This is a genomic window from Lacipirellula limnantheis (assembly GCF_007746075.1).
Lineage (GTDB): Bacteria > Planctomycetota > Planctomycetia > Pirellulales > Lacipirellulaceae > Lacipirellula > Lacipirellula limnantheis.
This window is the reverse complement of record NZ_CP036339.1, coordinates 911,008-930,696: the sequence shown is the minus strand read 5'-3', so window position 1 is coordinate 930,696 and position 19,689 is coordinate 911,008. Positions and strand designations below refer to the sequence as shown.

The 19,689-nt window shown below is 62.1% G+C and carries 16 protein-coding genes; 6 read left to right on the top strand and 10 right to left on the bottom strand.

The features are described from left to right. Positions 1 to 13: 13 nt before the first annotated feature. From I41_RS03610 to I41_RS03595, 4 genes are all read right to left on the bottom strand, one after another. Complete coding sequence (locus I41_RS03610; protein WP_145430980.1) at positions 14 to 1,672, bottom strand: arylsulfatase; 1,659 nt, start codon at positions 1,670 to 1,672, stop codon at positions 14 to 16. An 858-nt stretch (positions 1,673 to 2,530) separates the two neighbouring features. Then, complete coding sequence (locus I41_RS03605; protein ID WP_145430978.1) at positions 2,531 to 3,580, bottom strand: PIN/TRAM domain-containing protein; 1,050 nt, start codon at positions 3,578 to 3,580, stop codon at positions 2,531 to 2,533. A 199-nt stretch (positions 3,581 to 3,779) separates the two neighbouring features. Further along, positions 3,780 to 4,892, bottom strand: a complete 1,113-nt coding sequence (gene dgt, locus I41_RS03600) for a dGTP triphosphohydrolase (RefSeq protein WP_210421102.1) — start codon at positions 4,890 to 4,892, stop codon at positions 3,780 to 3,782. 169 nt (positions 4,893 to 5,061) lie between these two features. Further along, a complete protein-coding gene (locus I41_RS03595) occupies positions 5,062 to 5,607 on the bottom strand; it encodes an HIT family protein (RefSeq protein ID WP_145430976.1) in 546 nt (181 codons plus the stop codon). A 150-nt stretch (positions 5,608 to 5,757) separates the two neighbouring features. Here I41_RS03595 and I41_RS03590 point away from each other — a divergent pair, with 150 nt between their 5' ends. Further along, positions 5,758 to 6,498: a segregation and condensation protein A gene (locus tag I41_RS03590; RefSeq protein WP_145430975.1), complete on the top strand. Its 741-nt coding sequence runs from the start codon at positions 5,758 to 5,760 to the stop codon at positions 6,496 to 6,498. 143 nt (positions 6,499 to 6,641) lie between these two features. Next, on the top strand, positions 6,642 to 7,481 hold the full coding sequence (locus I41_RS03585; RefSeq protein ID WP_145436245.1) for an MBL fold metallo-hydrolase: 840 nt from the start codon (positions 6,642 to 6,644) through the stop codon (positions 7,479 to 7,481). Here I41_RS03585 and I41_RS03580 read toward each other — a convergent pair. The 3 genes from I41_RS03580 to I41_RS03570 form a co-directional block, all read right to left on the bottom strand. Beyond that, on the bottom strand, positions 7,478 to 8,146 hold the full coding sequence (locus I41_RS03580; RefSeq protein WP_145430973.1) for a hypothetical protein: 669 nt from the start codon (positions 8,144 to 8,146) through the stop codon (positions 7,478 to 7,480). The two genes, I41_RS03585 and I41_RS03580, sit on opposite strands and share 4 nt — an antisense overlap. 542 nt (positions 8,147 to 8,688) lie before the next feature. Then, the gene (locus I41_RS03575) at positions 8,689 to 9,654 is read right to left on the bottom strand and encodes a DUF1559 domain-containing protein (RefSeq protein WP_145436244.1); all 966 of its coding nucleotides are present in this window, start codon (positions 9,652 to 9,654) and stop codon (positions 8,689 to 8,691) included. Between the two features lie 467 nt (positions 9,655 to 10,121). Beyond that, complete coding sequence (locus tag I41_RS03570) at positions 10,122 to 11,933, bottom strand: redoxin domain-containing protein (protein ID WP_168206656.1); 1,812 nt, start codon at positions 11,931 to 11,933, stop codon at positions 10,122 to 10,124. Between the two features lie 226 nt (positions 11,934 to 12,159). On the opposite strand from I41_RS03570, the gene I41_RS03565 reads away from it, so the two are divergent. Together I41_RS03565 and I41_RS03560 are read left to right on the top strand one after the other, a co-directional pair. Beyond that, positions 12,160 to 13,386: a DNA cytosine methyltransferase gene (locus I41_RS03565; protein ID WP_168206655.1), complete on the top strand. Its 1,227-nt coding sequence runs from the start codon at positions 12,160 to 12,162 to the stop codon at positions 13,384 to 13,386. A 16-nt stretch (positions 13,387 to 13,402) separates the two neighbouring features. Next, a complete protein-coding gene (locus I41_RS03560; protein ID WP_145430967.1) occupies positions 13,403 to 13,819 on the top strand; it encodes a very short patch repair endonuclease in 417 nt (138 codons plus the stop codon). Positions 13,820 to 13,954: 135 nt separating this feature from the next. Here I41_RS03560 and I41_RS03555 read toward each other — a convergent pair whose 3' ends face one another. The 3 genes from I41_RS03555 to I41_RS03545 all read right to left on the bottom strand — a co-directional run bounded on the left by I41_RS03555 (position 13,955) and on the right by I41_RS03545 (position 16,892). Further along, entirely contained in the window at positions 13,955 to 14,767 is an 813-nt protein-coding gene (locus I41_RS03555; protein ID WP_145430965.1) for a DNRLRE domain-containing protein, read from the bottom strand. A gap of 73 nt (positions 14,768 to 14,840) precedes the next feature. Further along, the gene (locus tag I41_RS03550) at positions 14,841 to 15,848 is read right to left on the bottom strand and encodes a PEP-CTERM sorting domain-containing protein (RefSeq protein WP_145430963.1); all 1,008 of its coding nucleotides are present in this window, start codon (positions 15,846 to 15,848) and stop codon (positions 14,841 to 14,843) included. A 219-nt stretch (positions 15,849 to 16,067) separates the two neighbouring features. Next, positions 16,068 to 16,892 carry a DNRLRE domain-containing protein gene (locus I41_RS03545; RefSeq protein WP_145430961.1) on the bottom strand — a complete coding sequence of 275 codons (825 nt, stop codon included), beginning with the start codon at positions 16,890 to 16,892 and terminating at the stop codon, positions 16,068 to 16,070. A gap of 584 nt (positions 16,893 to 17,476) precedes the next feature. Here I41_RS03545 and I41_RS03540 point away from each other — a divergent pair. Then, a complete protein-coding gene (locus tag I41_RS03540) occupies positions 17,477 to 18,394 on the top strand; it encodes a hypothetical protein (RefSeq protein ID WP_145430959.1) in 918 nt (305 codons plus the stop codon). A gap of 116 nt (positions 18,395 to 18,510) precedes the next feature. After that, positions 18,511 to 19,668 carry a dockerin type I domain-containing protein gene (locus tag I41_RS03535; RefSeq protein WP_145430957.1) on the top strand — a complete coding sequence of 386 codons (1,158 nt, stop codon included), beginning with the start codon at positions 18,511 to 18,513 and terminating at the stop codon, positions 19,666 to 19,668. Positions 19,669 to 19,689: the final 21 nt, after the last annotated feature.

The window sequence follows — 19,689 nt, the reverse complement described above, 5'->3', positions numbered from 1 at the left end:
GCAGGACCGAATGCTACGCGGCTGGCGCTTCCTTCGGTTTCTTCGCCTTCCCCTGCTCCTTCGGCTTCTTCTCTTCCCCCCACGCCTCGCGGCTGCGCCCGGGCCAGGGGCCGACGTCGGCGCGCTTGGCCCACGCTTCCCAATCGGCGATCAATTCTTTCGCCAGGTCGGGCTCGTCGTCGATCAGGTTGCGTTGCTCGGTGCGATCGGCGTCGATGTCGTAAAGCTCCCACGGTTCCTGGTGCTTCATCACGAGTTTCCATTTGTCGCGGCGGAGGGCGCGATTGCCCTCGTGCTCGAAGTAAATGGGATGCGTCCGGTGTAATTTCTGGCCGTCGATCGCAGGCATCAAGCTGACGCCTTCCATCGGCTGGATGTTATGGCCGTCGTATTCCGTGGGATACTTGGCGCCCGTGACGTCCACGACGGTCGCCATAACGTCGACCAGATGCCCCGGCTCCTTCACGAGCTTGCCGTCGCGAGCGGCGGGAATGCCGGCGGGCCAGCTGACGATCAGCGGCGTCGAAATGCCCCCTTCGTGCGTGAAGTGCTTATAGCTGCGGAACGGCGTGTTGTTGAGCGTCGCCCAGCTTTGCCCCAAGAAGACTCGCGAGTTAGCGCCGCCCGGGTTCTTGCCTTCGTAGATGCCGCGCGGGCCCGACTCGGCGTTGCCGCCGTTGTCGGACATGAAGAAGATGATCGTGTTGTCGAGCTCGCCCCGCTCCTTGAGCCCCGCGACGAGCTTGCCGACGTTCTGATCGACGCGATCAAGCATCGCCGCATAGATCGCCATCATGTGATCAAAGCGGTCTTTCTCGTCGTCGCTCAACTCATCCCAGTTCGGCACTTGTTCGGGTATTTCGCTGAGCGGCCACGCCTCGTCGACAATGCCAAGTTCGATCTGCCGTTGGCGGCGCGCCTCGCGCAGCTTCGCCCAGTTCTGCCGGTAATTGCCGCGATACTTGGCGATTTCATCGGCCGGAGCCATCAGCGGGAAGTGGGGGGCGCAGTAGGCGAGATAGAGGAAGAACGGCTTCTTTTCCTCGCGGGCCTCGTCGATGAACTTCATCCCCCAGTCGGTCCAAAGGTCGGTGCTGTACCACTTCTGGCCGAAGATGGGGTCGTCCTTCTGCTTCTTCTCGCCATTGAGAAAGACCTCGGTGCGATACGGCTGCTTGCGAAAGTAAATGCCGCCGCTGGGGGAGTTGAGCGAACGGTCGAAGCCGCGTTCCCAGGGTGGCGTACCATGCTGTTGCCCCAGGTGCCACTTGCCAGTCATGCAGGTGAGGTAACCGGCGTCGTGCAGCACCTCGGCCATGGTGACGACGTCGTCGCGGAGCCGACCAGTCGTGCCTTTGGAGCCCTCGTGGATAATGTTGTCGAGGTGCCCCATCCCGGCTTGATGGGGATAGACGCCGGTGAGCAGGGAGGCCCGCGTCGGGCTACAACGGGCCGTGTTGTAGAACTGCGTGAAGCGCACGCCATGGTCGGCGAGGGCGTCGATGTTGGGAGTGGGAATCTCGCTCCCGTAGCAACCGAGGTCGGAGAAGCCCATGTCGTCGACAAGGATCACGACGACGTTGGGTTTCTCGGGAACTGCCGCGCTGCCCGTCGGTGCGAGCCGAGATCCAAAGACGAACGTCAACGCCAAGAGAATCGAGAATCGCTTCATCGAGTGAACCGCCTGAGTGAACCATCTTGATCGGGCGCTGTGCGAGCCGCTTCTCACAGGATGCCTCAACTGCCGACTCACCACAAGCATTAACGGACTGGACATTGGGATGAATGAATATGCAGCCATCATAGGTGACGGAATTCTCTGTCGCGTGTCGTGTGTCGCCTCAACGATTTTTGGCGACACTAGTCGTAAGTCCTGCCGCGGTTGTGCGTTAGCGTGACGCAAGCGGCGACAGGCGAGGCGACATCGCTTCGCGTGAGGATCATGGGCTACTACTTTCAGTAAACTGCTGTGGACACGTATTGCGTGCCGCAAGCGAAACGCGGGTGCTTGACCTCCATCTTCAGGCCACCTGCCAGCTCAATGGCGAACCATCCCTTGCGGCAGTTCCCACTCGCCGCGGCGAGTGGCGCCCGGGTGGCGTCGCTTGCGTCGTGTGTCGCCATGTGTCGCCTTTTCGATTTTTGGCGACACTAGGCGTAAGACTTGTCACGGCAGTGCTTTATGGCGGCGCAAGTGGCGACAGGTTGGGCGACATGGCGTTGCCTCAGGCTCCTTGACTGTTCCTTTCTGTCGTTGGCCGTAGCGGCCGTGGCGGCTCGAGGGGGTCGGGTTCCTTTTGCCACTGGAGGCGTTCCACGCCAAGCAATCTCGCCAGTGGCAGTAGGAACCCGACCCCGTTGGGCATTCGGCGCGAGGCTTGGCGACTATCGACGCACCATAGCAGCCGACGGTCCGGATGTGGTGAAGTATTCTTGGCCACCCCCCTCGAGAGTGGTCAGAGAACGAATGCGCCCGTCGCAGCTGAGTTTGGAGGATTAACCCCTTGACTCGTTGAGGCTGCGCTAGCCACTAGGCGCCGGCTTGGCCGTTTGAGGCGACGCGATGTTCGAAGCGGCCGAAGACCATGCGGCCGGCGCTGGTTTGCAGCACGCTGGTGACGAGAACGACGGCGTTTTCGCTGATGTGCTCGCGGCCGCCTTCGATGACGACCATCGTGCCGTCTTCGAGGTAGCCGACGCCTTGACCTGATTCTTCGCCTGGTTTGATGATGCGAACCTGCAGCGTCTCGCCTGGCATGAACATCGGCTTGAGGGCGTTGCTTAGTTCGTTGAGATTGATGACGCCGACGTTGTGAAGCTTGGCGACCTTGTTGAGGTTGTAGTCGTTGGTGACGACTTTGCCTTCGAGGTGCTTGGCAAGGAGCACGAGTTTCTGATCGACCGGCTGGCCGGCGAACTGCGGCAGTTCGCGATCGAACACCACCAGATCGACCTTCGCGTCGCTGCGGAGGCGGTTGAGAATATCGAGCCCGCGCCGGCCGCGGCCGCGCTTCAGCTTGTCGCTAGAATCGGCAATCGCTTGCAGTTCGGAAATAACGAACTGCGGCATGATCAGTTGATTGTCGATGATGCGGGTTTCGATCACGTCGGCGATGCGGCCGTCGATCACCACGCTTGTATCGAGGACATAGGGTTTGAGCCCTTTAATTTCTTTGGCGAACTCGACGTAGGGGATGATGAAGCGGAAATCATCTTTGGTCTGCATCAGGATGCTGATGCAGGTGTAGCAAAGGACCATGCCGAGGACGAGGGTCACCCAGGGGCCCCAGTTGAATTGCTTCGGACTATCGGGGACGAGCCAGGGACTGATGGCGATCGTCAGCACGTAGGTCAAAAAGAAACCGATGATCAGGCCGAAGTACACGGCAGTGATCGTGTCGAGACGTTTGCGGCCGGCGAAGACGTCGATGGCGATGACGGTCGCCGCGAGCAGGATCAGACCGCCGACCACGAGCCAAGGGACATAGGGTTCCTTGGGGAGCGTGTCGGCCTGGATAATCTGAAAGCCAACGCCGGCGGCGACCAGAATGAAGACGCAGCGCAGGATGACCAGTGCCATATCGTTTTCGGCTGGATGACGACGGAGGGCGCGACGGGGCGGGGCCGCGCGGACGGATCGATGGTCGCGACGGCTGAAAAACTATCCCCCGGAAGCCTCAATTCTACCACCTGCAGGTGGCGGTACCAATTGGGGGAGTTGGGCTTCCGACGATGAGCGGGGGCGGCGGCGGGAGGGTTGCGCCGGTCGAGCGGGCAGGTTATGCGAATTGGCGGGCGTGTTCTTCGAGCGCGGCGTGATCGGTCATGCACGCCAGACAGTCGCCGACTGCTCGATGGATTCCCTCGGATTCGGCCACCGCGGCGAACCGGCGGGGCAGCGCGGCGGGATGGGCGACAAGTTGGGAGAACATCTCCCGCAGCGCGGCGCCCGCGCGGGCGCGTTGATCGAGCACGATGGGGTGACGATAGACGCGATCGAAGAGCAGCCGTTGCAGTTCCAGCTTCAGTTCGCTCAACTCGGCCGACGAGGCCACAATGGCCTGCGGCTGGAACGCCGCGATCAGCGCGTTGGAGGGGTCGAGTTCGGCGAGGCGACGCTGCGAGACGGTGATCAGATCGCTGACGAAGAGATCGATCAGTTCGTGGACCGCGGCCCGACGAAACTGATGGGCGTCGAGCGCGGCGTAGCGGCGGCGGGCGTTCGCGGCGGCCGTTCGCCACGCGGCTGACGCGTCGAGTTCGGCAATCTCTATCATGCCAAGCTCGACCGCGTCGTCGGCGTCGTGTGCGTTGTAGGCAATGCTGTCGGCGGCGTCGACCGTCTGGACTTCCAGCAGCCGTCCGCCAGAGTCGACAGGGCGAAGCTTATCGCTGCGCGATTGCTGGCCGGCGAGGATTTCGCGCGAGAGGTTGAGTCCCGGAAAGTCGGGATAACGAGTTTCCAGCAGTTCGAAGATGCGCAGCGCTTGCCGGTTGTGATTGAAGCCGCCGTGATCGGCGAGGCACTCGTTGAGGACGTCTTCGCCGGCGTGGCCGAACGGCGGATGGCCAATGTCGTGCGCCAGCGCGAGGGCTTCGATCAGGTCTTCGTTGAGCCGGAGCGTGCGACCGACGGTGCGGGCGATCGAAGCGACCTCGAGCGTGTGGGTCAAGCGCGAGCGATGGTAGTCGCCCATGGCGCCGGTGAAGACCTGGGTCTTGTGCGCCAAGCGACGGAAGGCGCTGGAGTGGACGATCCGATCGCGATCGCGCTGATAGGGGCTGCGGTAAGGGTGCGTCGGCTCGGCGTGGACGCGACCAGCCGTATCGCGGCCATGCATCGCATAGGGGGCGAGCTGGGTTTCGGCGTCTGGGAGGAGAGGATTAACCACGAAGGCACGAAGACGCGAAGGAAGGCACGAAGGAGGAAATTAGGAGATTCGTCATTCTAGGCTTTGTTCGACGATAGGAAGCATAGCCCGCTTTGCTTCTTGAAATGCGAGTTCAATTATTTACTGCTGTTTTCTTGGCGCCTTCTTGGCGTCTTCGAGCCTTGGTGGTTTAGTTACCCGCTTTCATGATCGCTTCCCACAGTTCCTTGAGCGATTGCGAGATGATCCGCGAGTCGCCCGTGACGGGCATGAAGTTGTTGTCTCCGCTCCAGCGCGGCACGAGGTGCCAGTGGAGATGTCCGGGCACGCCCGCCCCCGCGGGGCGACCGAGATTCAGTCCGATGTTGAATCCCTCGGCCCGGATCAATTCGCGGTAGAGTTGCGTGTAGTGCGACAGCGACTTGATCGCTTCCAGATGCTCGGCGTCAGTCAGCTGGTGAAACTCCCCGACATGCCGCCGCGGCGAGACAAGCAGGTGCCCGTTGTTGTAGGGGTAAAGGTTGAGCAGCGTAATCGTGTGATTGCTCACCTCCAGCACAAGATTCTGGCTGCGGGCGGCAGCTTCGTCGTTATAGGCGGCGGCCGCCTTGCAGATAAAACAGGAATGGTCGGCGCCGGGAAGCCAGGCGATCGGCTTCTGGAGGGTTGATTCCGCTGACTTGTCGCCAGCGATATAGCTCATCCGCCACGGGGCCCAGAGGCGTTGTTCGTCCATCGTTTCGATCTGACGACGCCGCGCTGGGGCAGAAAATGCGCCGCGCCGATCGTCTGCTAGCTAGTTGTGTCGCTGCTCTGGTCGCGGACCGGCGTTCTCACCATAATCCCGCGGCGCCAGCTATCGCCCGCCCCATGCAGTTGTAGCCCCATGCGTTTTCGCGTTCAACTCGACATGTTCGCCGGTCCGCTGGACCTGCTGCTCTACCTCGTGAAAAAGCACGAGCTGGAGGTGCTGGAAATCCCCATTGCGCGGGTCGCGGAGCAGTACCTAGAGATCTTGGCGGTGCTGGAAGCGGTCGACGTCGACGCCGTCGGCGATTTTCTTGAAATAGCGACGCAACTGATGGAGATCAAGTCGCGGCTGATGCTGCCGCGGCATGACGAGATCGAGGAGGAGCCGGTCGATGACCCGCGACACGAGCTCGTCGCCCGGCTGCTGGAGTACAAGCGCTACAAGGAAGCGGCCAACGTGCTGGAAGAACGTGCCCGGCAGTGGCAGCTGCGTTTCGAGCGCCGCGTCGACGACCTGAACGACGGTCCGAGCGACCCGGCCAATCAACCGATCCACGAAGTGGAGCTATGGGATTTGGTGAGCGCCTTCAACCGCGTCATCAAGCAGAAGAGCGTCGAGGCGACGGCCAAGATTCGCTACGACGATACGCCGATCGAAGTCCATATGGAGCGAATCAAGGAACGACTTGCCACGGAAAAGCGGATTCTGTTCACGGACTTTTTTGAGCCGGGGATGCACCGCTCGCGGATGGTGGGGTTGTTTCTGGCGCTGTTGGAGCTCATACGTCATCATCATGCGGGCGTCGAGCAGGCAGAGCTGTTCGGCGAGATCTGGGTGTTGCCGCCGCAGGCGATGGAAGCCGCCGCAGCGGCGTGACGGCGCCGCTGGGCGATTCTCCCCCGGTCACTTACGGGGGCTAAGCGCGTGCTCGCGTGAACATCCTTTCGCGGCGCGCCGTCTACCTCTACATTGGGAGGTCCCCCAACGCCTGCCGCATCCTCGTCCCGCCGCTTCGCTTGATGATCGACAACGCCCCCTTCAAAACGATTCAGCATGGACCGCTCACGATCGAGGGGTACTCGCGGGCGGCGGTGCAGAGCTACTGGCGGTTGCCGGAGTTGAGCATCGGCTTCGACCTCGGCGCGCAGCCGTGGGGATTCATGGGGACCGAGACGTGGTTCGTGAGCCACGGGCACCTCGACCACATTGCCGCGCTGCCGGTGTACGTCGCCCGCCGGCGGATGATGAAGATGGAGCCGCCGGTGATCTACCTGCCGCAGGAGACGATCGCTCCGGTGCAGGAGATTCTCAAAAACTTCGTGCGTCTCGACCGCGGGCGGATGCCGTGCGACCTCCGCCCGCTCGCCCCGGGCGACGAGATCGAACTCTCGCGGGAACTGGTCGTCACCGTTAGCGCCACGAAGCATACGGTGCCGTCGCTCGGATACGTCGTGTGGGATCGCCGCAACAAACTGAAGACCGAGTACCGCGACCTCAGCGGCGACCAGATTCGCGACTTGCGCATGGCCGGCACGGCGGTGACCGAAGAGGTGCGCCAGCCATTGGTGGCCTACGCCGGCGACACGGCTCCCGCCGGGCTCGACGCTTGCCCGGCGATGTACGACGCGAAGATCCTGATCTGCGAAATGACGTTCGTCTCGCCCGAGCACCGCAAGGAAAAGATCCACAAATTCGGGCACATGCATCTTGACGACTTCGTCGATCGGCGCGAGCGGTTCAAGAACGAATTGGTGATCGCGGCGCATCTGAGTACGCGCTACGGCGCGGCGTCGGTCGAACGGATGGTGCGCCGGGCGCTGCCGGAGATGCTGGACGGCCGGCTGATGCTATGGCTTTAACGGCGGCGTCGCTTACAAGCCATTGCCAAGGCGGCCATGCTGGCCATCGTCAACGCGACGGGCTCCGGAATCGATAGCACGCGCTCCAAGACAATATTGTCGACCACAGCGCCCGAGACGCTCGTGACGCCGGAGGTGGCGCCAATGCGAAGGCTGTCAAACGGCGCGGAGCCGCGCGGAACTATGCTCCAGGTAACCTCGGAATCGACTCCCGGAAGCCCCGTCGCATTGTTCAGGCCGTCGCGAAACAGGTCTAACATCAACGTGACGAAATTCACTCCGATGGTCGCCGAGTAACGATGCCAACCCGGGCCAATGTCGGCCGGGGTGACAAGGGCGTCAGCGTCAAATGGTCTATCCAAACTCGGGTCGAGCGGAAAGTATTGAAAATTCGGCTGCTGCACCAACGGCAAAGACGGCGGGCCGAAGTTCATGACGCGATATGCGAATCCGGTCGACTGGCCGTTATTAGGAGGCGGAGCCAATCCGCCGGTGGGATCAGGCGCAAATGCATTCCAACGACCGAGTTCGATGATGTTGATAGGTTCCGTGGAACTGCGAATACCGACGCTGACGCGCTTATTCGGCAACGCGTCGTCAAACATGTCGGCCGAAAGTCTGATCGGCTCTTCGATTGTCGGAACGAGCGTCTGCAACTCCGACAAAGCAGGCCCGGCATACCGGCATAGACGTTGAGGCGGTTCTGGATGAACGCCGCCTGCCCCTGCACACCGGGTGGAAAGTCGTAAGGAGGCGGAACCACCCCGGATCCCGGCGGAACGAGAATGCCGTACGGCGGTGGAGGAGTTTCAGGATCGATCAGAGGCGGCGCCGTCGGCGTCCAAACGGCCTCGAACGCCGCTTGATCGACGTAGTCGTCGAACGTTTCGTTGATGATCACTCCGTTTGCCGGAGGAGCGACGAAAGCCAGCCCGTCGGAGGCATACAGCAAGGACGCCAGGCAAGTTAGATAGGCGAGACGACTATGATTCATGAGCAAACCAGCCAGATTGATAATACCGAGAGAATGGTCAAAGACTGGGAGTATAAGCCCCCGTCCCGAAGCTCGCAAACTTTTTTCAGATGGACTTATGCACTTAATCAACCCGTGAAAGCACCTCAAGCAATCAGGCAATTGCACAAAAAAAGCCGCCGGCTTTCGCCGACGGCTCCGAGTAATCTGCGATCTCGTTTCGTCAATCGCTGACTACAATGCATCCTCGGGAATAATCTCATCGCCGCCGATCGTGCCGGCCGCGTTGAAGACCTGATAGTCGATATCGTTCTTCAGCCCCTTGATGTGGCCATCCAGGAACATGAAGTGGGTCAGGCCATTGTGCTCGCTGCCGAACTTCGTGTTCGCGCCGTCGTCCGGCCCCTGAGCGATCCCCGAGACCTTGCTGTCCGCGCCGCCGAAGCGGGTGCCAGCAAAAATCGTCTTGGGCGAGTCGCCGGCGAGGAAGGCGTTGTCGCCTTGCTCGTAGTGGAGCATGTCGGGATTGTTGTTCGTCGGATTTTGCGGTTTGTGCTTCTCGCCGATGGCGATGGTATTTGACAGACCGTCGGTGACGTCTTTGTCGCGAATCTTCGAGAAGCTGTAGATGGCGCCGCTCTCGGTCGAGTCGGGGCGAAGGTCGGGACGGGCGCCGCCGTCGGGGCCGCCCGGGACGGCGATGACGCCGTTCATGTAGTCGAGTCCAGCGACTGCGGCGTAGTCGCCGAGGGTCGCCGCGGCGCGAACCACTGGCGGCTGATCATTGTTGTCGAAGTCGCGATCAGCGGCAGCCGTACGTCGGCTCGGGCAGGCGTAGGTTTCGACTGGAGTTCGCATCGCGGTCGAGTTAGCCGGATCGAACACGTCAAAGCTCTTGTTAAACGACTGAAAGATATTCGCCTTTTCCAAGTACGGCAGCAGCCGGAAGGCCCACGAGGTGGAGCTTTGCACGGTGTTGTCGCGACCCATTGGGTATTGCTTCTGCGAGTCGTGATTCGTCTGCACGGCCAGACCAATCTGCTTGAGATTGTTGACGCAGGAGTTGCGTCGCGCGGCTTCGCGAGCCGCTTGGACCGCCGGCAACAGCAGGGCGACCAGCATGCCAATGATGGCGATTACCACCAAGAGTTCCACCAAGGTGAAACCGCGGGCCATGCGATTGTTTGTTCGGCTTGCCATCGAAATCGTCTCCACAGGGGACTGGCGATCGTCGCGTTAGACTGCCGCCTGCGCGGCGATCGCGGGGAGGAAGGAGCGTCGTCGTTCAATCAGTGAACGTCAGACGACGCCAAACGGGAGGGTGTCGTGATTACGAAGTTCCCCCAGGCTAAACCGATCGCAACGTGGACCGCAACCCTTGCGACTGATTTGCTGCGCAAACACGCTTCCGCAAAACGCACAGAATGTCGCATTTTTGTTGCGATATCTGGGGGGATCAGCGCTAAGTTAGGGCATGACCAAGAGTTACGGCCCGCGAAATAGAATGGCTACAAAATGCGCAGCATTCCACCCAGTTTAACTGTTTCGCCAAGTCCGTGTCGGCCGTTGCGACAGTCTGCCCCATGCCAACTGCGCGATTTCCCGGTCCTGCCGGGGCGATCAACAAAATCACGACTTAGTGATCGTTTTACCGATAAAAACTTGCGTCATTCGCCGCCGGCATGATCGTCGGATAAGCCCGCCAACGGGCCTCCTGCCGCGCGCAGATCTTGGTTCGCCGCGCTTACGGTCATGCTTCCAAGCATCATCTCGTCCCAGGTCTGGTCGCCCCACCGGACAAACTGCGCGGGATCGGGGTTCAGTGGATTATTGGCCGAATTGTCGAAGTGGCCATGCAGCTTGACGACCGTGCCGGCCGGGAGCAGCTTCGGCTCCTTCAGCAAATAGATGATCTGCCAGTTAAAGTCGTATCGGGGCACGTCCAGCAAGATTTCCTCGCTGCCGTCCGGGTAGTGCGCAGTGAACCGAAACGCTTTGCCGCGGTAGTGCATATGTGGCGTCATCGTGTAGAGATAGGTGTCCTCTTTGAATTTCTTCTCCGCCTCAATCGGGTAGTTCGGATGGAACGGCGGGATCAGGAACTTGAAATTGAGACCCGCCGCAACGCGAACCTGCTTCGTCACCTTACGCGGGTCGGCAAACACCACTGCGGCCGAGCTGCGATCGGTCGTAGCCCTGCCGTTGGGCGTGTAGTGGACCTGAAATGCCAACTTCGACCCGGCTGGAATGCGCAGCGCATACTCTTCCGGTCCGATAACTGCCGGCATGCCCGGCGCGAACGCCGCGATCGCATTGAAGAGGGGATCCTCCGGACGAGGCTTCTCCTGTCCCGGCGGGATGTAGAACATGATCAAGTGATGGACCACCTCGGGGTTCCCGGGGCGAGCCTCGGCGCCGTAGACCCATTTGTCCTCGGTGAATCCAGGGTCCCAGATGAAGTATTGGTATGGCACGGTTCCGTTCGCGGGAACTTCGAACTCCTCCGGCATGGCATAGACGGCGTCGGGCTTGGGGATTTGCCAACCTTCGACAAACTGGCGGGCCGGCGGCAGATCGTCCCGATTACCCTCCGGCGTGCCAGCGGCCACCCAACGGCGGAATAGTTCCTTCTCTGCCGAAGCGAGGCGCGCGTCGTTGGCGAATTCGCCGTGCGCGGGGTTCGCACTCCAGGGAGGCATGCGACCGTCGTCAATCACCTCCAGACACATGTCGGCCCAAGCGACCACGTCCTCGTATTCCGTCAGCGCGAAGGGGGCGATCTGTCCCTCGCGATGACAGGAGATGCAGCGATTTTGCAGCACCGGCGCCACGTCCTTGGCGTACGTTACATCACTGCTGGAAGTGCTTGGCGTGCGGCGCCCGATCAGGCAGCCGACCGGCTGAGTCGTCGCCACGGCGACGGGCTTATCGCTCAGCAGAGCCTCGATGGCGTTTACCAGTTCGGTGTTCGTCGCCGCATTGCGGGCCGAGCCGACGCCATACTGGTCGTCAATTCGCCCCTGGTAACGAATCACCCGATCGCGGTCGAGCACAAACGCCTCCGGCGTGCGCGTGGCGCCAAACTGGTCTGCGATCTTGGCGCCCGGGTCTTTCAGCAAAGGAAACGTGATCCCGAATTTCGTCCCGTAGCCGGCAAGTTCCTGGAGCGTATCTTGCTGGTTCGAATTGATCCCGATGAACTGCACGCCACGATCGGCGAACTGCTTCTCAATCTCCACCAGCTTCTGTCCATACAACTTCGCCAGCGGGCACTCAGTCCCTAGAAAGACGGCGACGATCACCGGCTTGTCGCTCCACTCGGCGAGTGCGCGCTTGGCGCCGGCATGGTCGTTGAGCGTGAAGTCGTTGATCTGGCGCGGCGTCGCCGCCGTGCCGTCAGCGGCGGGCGCATGGGCCGCAATCGCCCAGAGACACAACGCCAACATGGTCGAGCGAGTTGCCGGTGCAAAGAATTTCATCGCCGATAATTCCGGAGGCGAAAGGGGAGAGGCGGCTTCACCATCGTATCGCACGCGGCGGAGAGTTAGCAAATCAGCGAATGACCGACGGCGAGCGGCGATAGAACCGACGCCGTCTACCGTCGCCCGGAGCATTCCATCGCCCCAGTGCATTTGCCGGCGAGAACTCTATAATGCTAGCGCACATCGCCCGCCGCTGTTACGCGGCCGCAGGAGGCTCGTACCGTTGACGGATGACCCTAGCGAAAAGACGTTCTGCGAATTCTTCGCTGGGATCGGCTTAGTGGATGAGGCGCTTCGCCGCAGTGGCTGGCACTGCCGGTATGCGAACGACATCGACGCCAAGAAGCGGCAGATGTACGAAGGGCACTACGGCCCGTCGCCCCACTACCACGAAGGGGACGTCTGGCAGGTCGACCAAGTGCTGGCACGCATCCCGGGCCGACCATTCCTAGCCACCGCATCGTTCCCCTGCACCGACATGTCGCTGGCCGGCAAACGCCGCGGCCTCGCCGGCGAACAATCGGGCTCGCTCTTCGGCTTCCTTCAGGTAATCGAGCAACTCGGCGACCGCCGGCCGCGGGCGCTGCTGCTGGAGAACGTCCCCGGCTTCCTCACCTCGCACGACGGCGAAGACTTCGCCACGGCGATCCACGCGCTCGCGGAGCTCGGCTACTGGGTCGATAGCTTCGTGATCGACGCCCAGTGGTTCGTTCCGCAGAGTCGGCCGCGGATGTTCCTGGTCGGTTACCAGTCAGAACTGCTGACGCCGCCGCTGGTCGTCAGAGCGGCCGATGTTGAATTAGGCGCCGTCGACGATCCTTGGCAAAAGGCGATCGACCGCGCCGACCGCCTCCGTCCGGCGCGTCTGCGCGGCGCCATGGAAACGATCGAACCCGCCACCGGCTGGGCCACGATTGACTGCGGCAACCCTCGTCGCTCGCCGCAGTCGATCAGCGACGTCATCGACTTCGGCGACGATCAGCCGTGGTGGAACCAGACGGAAGTCGATCGTCACTCCGCGATGATGTTCGACCGCCACAGCCGCCAGGTGGAGTTGTTGCGAGCTCACGGCGGCCCGCCGCTGGCGCTTACCGCCTTCCGTCGCGTGCGCGAGGGAAAGCAGCGGATGGAAGTCCGCTTCGACGGCGTCGCCGGTTGCCTTCGCACGCCGCGCGGCGGCAGCGCCAAGCAGATTGTGTTGGCGATTGTCGACGGCGAATTGCGGATGCGTTGGATGACGCCGCGCGAGTACGCCCGCCTCCAAGGCGCCGGCGACTATGCGTTGCCCACGAACACCATTCAAGCCCTCTTCGGGTTTGGCGACGCCGTTTGCGTGCCGGTCATCGAGTGGATCGATCGTCACATGCTGACGCCGGTGTTTGAAGGCTCGAAGAGAGGAGTCCGGAGTCAGAGATCAGGAGCCATCAATTGCCCTGCCGCCGTAACCTGACTCCTGACTACACCCCATGCCCGACCAGTTCTCACCCACTGAACGGAGCCGCGTCATGCGCGCGGTAAAGAGCGGCGATACGACGCCCGAACTGATCGTTCGCCGACTCATCCACGCGATGGGCTACCGCTATCGCCTCCATGGACGCGACCTCCCAGGCAAGCCCGATATCGTCCTGCCGCGGCTCGGCAAGGCGATCTTTGTCCACGGCTGCTTCTGGCATCGCCACGCTTGCCTCGCCGGCCGGTCGACGCCAGCGACGCGAATTGACTATTGGCAAACCAAGTTCGACCGCAACGTCGCGCGCGATCGCAGCAGTCTCCGCAAACTCCGCCGCCTCGGGTGGAGCGTGCTGGTGGTGTGGGAGTGTCAAACTCGCGCGGCCAAGCTTGAACAGCTTCGCAGGCGATTGCTGCGGTTTCTCTGCGATTGAGCCTGTCCTTAAAACCGGAATAGCGTTATCCCCTCCCGCTCCCGGCTCCTCCGGGAGGGTATAGCAACGCAGGACGACGCTGATCGGGATGCTGACCGACCCCCGGCGGAGCCGGGGGCTGGAGGGGACGTGGCGTTACCTCGTTGCTCGTTGCCAGCGCCTCGTCGTCGCGACGGCGCAGCCGGCGAACGCCATGCCCGCCATCGCCAGGGGAGCCGGTTCGGGAACTATCTGATATTCCACCGTTAATTGCGGACGCCACGCCGCCGTGGCGGTCTGTCGACTGTAGAAGACCCGAAAGGTCGACATGCTCGTCTCATCGACGTTTTTCAGAATCCAGCCATGGTTGTCGGCCGGATTGTCGAGCCACTGCTGCACGTCGGCGACCATGCCCGCGGTCGATTCCCACGAATAGGGAACGTCGATCGGCAAGCCAATGGCCGCGGCTCCGCTCACGACCGCGCTGAAGTCGCCGCCGGAGGTCGCCCACGGCGTCGGCGGCGATCCCCAGAAGCGCGAGCTCCAGGTGACGTCGCCGTCGTGGGCCGGGGCCCCTTGTCCCATGCCGCCGAAAGAGTCATTGGGCGGGTTCTGCTGTTGCGTCGTCCCTTCGCCCCAGCTTGCGGAGAGACGATGCAATTCAATCGTGGCGAACTCCTCGGGCTCCGTCGGCAACTGGCCCATCACCATGGTGAGCTTGACGTTCTGAATGACGGCCCCTTGCGGGATCTGGCCCGCCACGTCGAACTCGATCAGCGCCCGTCGGGGCGCGTCGCGGCCGTTCGTCCCGACGATCAGAGCGTTGCCGCCGCCGCTGCCGCGGTTAACGTGGTTGGAGTAAATGGTTCCATCTTGACTGGCGCCGAGCGTGATGATCGCCGCGCGACTGTCGCGGGCGAGGGCCATCAGAGACAGGAGTGTAACGATGCGTATTAATGGACGAAGCACGGAAGCTGTTCCTTGTAGCGTGAGTTAATGTTGAAGTCGTCTGCCAGCCTTCGGCGAGGCCGGGGCCTGGAAGTTAGCTCGCGGATTGTTGGCGGGTACGGCGGCGCCATGCTCCTGCAGCCAGGGCGATCGATAGCAGGCCAATGGTTGCGGGCTCGGGGATCGCGGCGATGGCCGGTGGGTTTGGCGTCTGTCCGACTTGGCGCTGCCAGACGAGGAAGTCGCCCCCGTCGACGTCGCCGTCGAGATCGGCGTCTCCTTGGGAGTGGAGCGCGCCGCTCCCCAGGCCGACGTTCGACTGCCAAGCTGCCAGATCAGCAGCGTCGACCGCGTCGTTGTGATCAAAATCGCCGGGCAACGAAAATGACACTGTTAGATGCGGTCGCAACTGCGGCGTCGCCGTCTGAGAGCTATAGAATCCGCGAAAGGTCGCGGGCGTCACTTCGTCGGCGTTCTTCAACATCCAACCGAAGTTCGACTGCGGAGCGTCGAGCCAGCCCTGGACGTCGTCGATGAGTGCGTCCGTTGAGTTCCAGACATAGCCGGTATTCAGATTTCGCGTGACGACGGTGCTGGCGCTGCTCGTTGGCTCGAAGTCGCCGCCGGGGTTGGTCCAGGCCGTGGGAGTGGTCGCGGAATGGAAACGATTGTTCCAAGTGACGTCGCCGTCGAGCGCCGCGGCCCCCTGCCCCAATCCGCCAAACGTGTCGTTTGGGGGCGTCTGCAGTTGCGTCAGACCTTCGCCCCAGCTGCTCGTCACCGGGTGCAGCCCGATGGTCGATGAGGCGACGGCACCCACGTTGGGGAACTGACCCAAAAATAATGTGAGTTCAACATCGTGAATGACGACGCTGCTCGGCAACCCCGCCGCAACGTCGAACGCGATGAGGGCCCGTCGTGGCGAAGTTTGAGCGCCGTTGGTGCCGGCAAAGAGTCCGTTGCCGCCGCCGCTGCCGTTGTCCGGGTTGTTCTGAAACATCGTCGCATCTTGCTTGGCTCCGAGCGTCATCGTCATTGCCATCGCCGGTTGCCGCCCAGGCAGGGCGGCTACGGCCGCCAGCATCCAGAGGAATCGTTTCATTGAAATGCCTTTCTCGTGTTCTGGTATGAAGAAGATTCGAGTGAACTGAAGACTGTTATTGGCTTCATATGCAAATGAAGCGACGACAGCGTGAACTGCTCTGCAGCCCGGGCTCCGTCGGGCGATTGCGACGCCGACCGCACTAGGCGTGGAGCACGAACGGACGCTCGATCAGCGCCCGATCGAAGCACCGGGCTGGCAGCGATCTCTGAAGGCGGCCTAGCCGCGTGACTCGCGACGAGCAAGGCGGCCAGGAATGACCAAGCTGACCAGCCCCGCCGTGACGCCGAGCAGCAATGTGCTCGGTTCTGGAATCACCTCGTAGGTGATCTCCAATTGCGGCCGGAGTGCCGCCGTGGCGACGTCGCTCGAGTAAAACGTGCGGCCGGTGTTCGCCGTCGCTTCGTCCTCGTTGATGAGCATCCAGCCGAAATTGCTGCTCGGATTGTCGAACCAATTCTGCACGTCGCTAACGAGTTCTGCGGTTGAACTCCACGACTTCGTTCCGCCGACCAGCGCGTCAATCAGCGCCGAGGCGCTCGCTATCGCGGTGAAGTCGCCGCCTGGCGTCGCCCAAAGCGACGAACCGTGGAAGTTCGAGCTCCACGTGACGTCGCCTGCCCCGGCGGCGACGCCTTGTCCCTGTCCGCCAAGGCCGTCGGTTGGCGGCGTTTGTTGCTGCGCCGCGCCTTCGCCCCAGTTCGCGGCAAGTCGATGGAGGCCGATCGTCACGTTGGCCGGACCGCCTCCTCCGCCGCCGCCTCCCGCGACGCCTCCGAGCACCAAGTTGAGTTGCACGTTCTGAATGACGGCTCCCGCAGGCAAGGCGCTCGCCACGTCAAAGGCGATGGCGGCGCGGCGCGGCGAACTCTGGGCGTTGGTCCCCACGATCAACCCGTTTGCAGCGCCGCTGCTGTTGTTGACGTTGTTCTGAAAGATGGACCCATCCTTGCTGGCATCGAGCGTGACAATCGCCGCCCTGGCGAGTGAGGGGGTGACGCAAGCAACGAGCAGAGCCACCAGGGAAAACAATCGAATCTTCATCGCGATACTCCTTCGAGGTTAGCCGCGGCATGAGCAAGGCGCCGCGGCGGTGAAGGTTCAAGCGACGAAGCGGGCTTGATGCTACGAAGAATGTGCGCAGAGCGAGTGCGACGCGGATGCGCGTCGCGCAGGCGTCAATGGGCGGGTTCGATGGCAACGTCCGCTGACTTGACTACCGGCCGGCGATCAACGGCGGTCCGATCGACGCGTTCGGCGGCACGCAACGAGACTTGAAGCCGCGTTACCCGCTGAATCGCCCAGCGACTCGCGATGATTGACGGCGTGCCGGACGCCTGAGCACTAGGGCATTTATCGATGGAACGTTGGACCGCATTGTCGGCAGATTTCACATTGACTTGAGAAATTTAACCTGTCCGTTTTATGACTTTCTGGTTGACATTCTGGAACCCCTCCTCAATCATCAAAGAGGCGGGTCGAGTCCTAGCAACGAGAGGCGGCACCTCTTCACTTGCTGCGTCGCCACCCCGCAAGGTCAACGGCGTCTCCCCGACGTTTATCTGGTTGATCGCGACTGCCGTTCGCAACGAATCTCTTTTTTCATCCTTGTTTCAGGAACTGATCTCATGAAGAAGGCGTTAAAGTACTTGTTCGCGGCGGTATTCGCCGGATTTTTTTGCGTTGCGGACGCACCGGCTGCCTCGCTGAGCTACGTCGGTACTGACTACGACCTGACAAATTTGTTCCCAGGCGGGTCGACCCCCTATGTCGTCGCGCCGTGGCGGAGCGACTACCACGCCAAGCCGCTCGACGGCGACGGCAATAACGTCTACGGATCGGCTGGTTACGCACTGTTCGGCACGCGATTCGATTACCCCAATGCCAATGCCACGGGCGGCAATGCTTTTGTTAACCCGACCGACAACTCCGTTTATCCGAACATCGTCAACCTGCCCAGCTTCGTGAGCGGCTCGCAGATTCTCTCGAGCCGCAAGGCGGGGGGCTGGGCCTACTCGCTGATTGACGACCCGCAACTGACGAACGGGGTCCGTGACTGGAACTGGGGCGAGTCGCAAACGCCGCCCTCAAGCGGTCAAGCGCCCTACGTGAAGATGGGCATTCTTGATGGAACCGGAACGCTTACGGGCAATGACCCGGCCGTCGCCCCGGCAGAGCGTTGGGGTTTTGAGGTTGGCGCCGGCGCTCCGGCAAAGTTCCGCGTGAGCGTCATGACCGACGGACTGGACGCGACGATCTGGGCCCCGACGGAAGTAATGCTGCAACAAACTGCCGGAGGCGCACCTGTCGGGGCTCCGGCCACCAGCGGCGCCGTCGCGCGAAACCGATTCGTCGACATGCACGTGTTTGAGATCGACGGTGCGCAACCGGGCGAGCAGTTCATTTTCATGGTGCGCGGCCAAGCCGGCGGCAGCGCGGGAGTGGCCGGCTTTGCCTTCGACATCGTCGTCCCGGAGCCAGCGACCGCCGGCATGGCGCTCGTGATGACCGCGGCCGCATTGGTCATCGGTCGGCGCCGGCGGTAGAGCGCGCGGCGTCACATGCGCTATTGGTCGGCGCCTGAGGCAAGCCATGCCGACTCACGCTGCAAGTTTTCGTGAACGAGAAGCACAGTTCAGTCTTCAAGAGGCATGATATGAAAATGAATCGTTTATCGTGTACGGCCGCCTTGGCGATCGTCATGACCATGAGCGCTGCGCCGTGGACGGCGGCGGTGACGCTGGAGTTCGCCGGATCGCAGGCGAACCTTGACAACGGGTTTTTCCCTGGGGGCCAACTACCTTACGTCACGGCGTACTGGCGCAGCGACACGGAAGCGAACGTTTTCGCCGTGTCGCAAGACTCGCCGAATCGTTATTACGGAACGGCGGGGTACGCGCTCTTCGGCACGACGTTTACTTATCCCGACGCCAACGAGCTGGGAGGCCAGCCGAATCTCAATCCCGATGGTTCGGATCCGCTTTACCCGAACATCATTAGCACCCCTTCATGGGTGGCAGCCTCGCAGCCGCTATCGACGCGCATGGCGGGCGGGTACGGCTACTCGCTGATCGATGATCCGGTGCTGCAACATGGCGTGCGCCATTGGACATTCGACGGCACGAACTATCCTGAGGCGGGTGAAGGCGTGCCGGTCACCGGCCAGAATCCCTACGTGAAGATGGGCTTCCTCGACGGCGGCGATATCTTCGGCAACAACCCGACCGAAGAGCCGACCGGCCGCTGGGGCTTCACCGTTGGCGCCGGCGCACCGGCTGCATTCCGCGTTGGCGTGATGACTGGCGGCGGCGATAGCGAGAACTTTGCGCCGGCGCAGGTCTATCTGCAACAGTTCGACGGGACGACGCCGATCGGCACGCCGCTGGGCAGCGGCATATTGACCGGGCCGCTCAAGGATCGCTTTGTCGATATGCACTTCTTCGACGTGATCGGCGCTGAAGAGGGGGACACCTTTGCGATCGGCGTCATGGCGGGAGCCAATTCGTTTGGCAACGCGGGCGTTGCGGGGATCTCATTCGACGTGCTGAGCGAGGTGGCCGCGGACGACGCCGACTTCGACGGCAACGGCTTGGTCGACGGCGCCGACTTCTTAATTTGGCAGCGCAGCGCGGGCTCCGCCGGCGGACCTGCCCAGGGCGACGCCAACGGCGACGGCAACGTCAACGCCACCGACCTAAGCGTCTGGAAAACCCAGTTTGGCGCCGGCGCCGCCGTCGGTGCGATCGGCGCCGTGCCTGAGCCGTCAGCCGCGTTGCTGCTCGCAATCGGAGTCTGCGCGGTTGCTCGCATCCGTAAGTAACGGCCGCATGGCATTCAGCAC

Excerpts from the sequence above, each read along its gene's own strand:
- I41_RS03610 (WP_145430980.1), bottom strand. The coding sequence starts at position 1,672 with ATGAAGCGATTCTCGATTCTCTTGGCGTTGACGTTCGTCTTTGGATCT.
- I41_RS03605 (WP_145430978.1), bottom strand. The coding sequence starts at position 3,580 with ATGGCACTGGTCATCCTGCGCTGCGTCTTCATTCTGGTCGCCGCCGGC.
- I41_RS03595 (WP_145430976.1), bottom strand. The coding sequence starts at position 5,607 with ATGGACGAACAACGCCTCTGGGCCCCGTGGCGGATGAGCTATATCGCT.
- I41_RS03590 (WP_145430975.1), top strand. The coding sequence starts at position 5,758 with ATGCGTTTTCGCGTTCAACTCGACATGTTCGCCGGTCCGCTGGACCTG.
- I41_RS03585 (WP_145436245.1), top strand. The coding sequence starts at position 6,642 with ATGATCGACAACGCCCCCTTCAAAACGATTCAGCATGGACCGCTCACG.
- I41_RS03575 (WP_145436244.1), bottom strand. The coding sequence starts at position 9,654 with ATGGCAAGCCGAACAAACAATCGCATGGCCCGCGGTTTCACCTTGGTG.
- I41_RS03570 (WP_168206656.1), bottom strand. The coding sequence starts at position 11,933 with ATGAAATTCTTTGCACCGGCAACTCGCTCGACCATGTTGGCGTTGTGT.
- I41_RS03560 (WP_145430967.1), top strand. The coding sequence starts at position 13,403 with ATGCCCGACCAGTTCTCACCCACTGAACGGAGCCGCGTCATGCGCGCG.
- I41_RS03550 (WP_145430963.1), bottom strand. The coding sequence starts at position 15,848 with ATGAAACGATTCCTCTGGATGCTGGCGGCCGTAGCCGCCCTGCCTGGG.
- I41_RS03545 (WP_145430961.1), bottom strand. The coding sequence starts at position 16,892 with ATGAAGATTCGATTGTTTTCCCTGGTGGCTCTGCTCGTTGCTTGCGTC.
- I41_RS03540 (WP_145430959.1), top strand. The coding sequence starts at position 17,477 with ATGAAGAAGGCGTTAAAGTACTTGTTCGCGGCGGTATTCGCCGGATTT.
- I41_RS03535 (WP_145430957.1), top strand. The coding sequence starts at position 18,511 with ATGAATCGTTTATCGTGTACGGCCGCCTTGGCGATCGTCATGACCATG.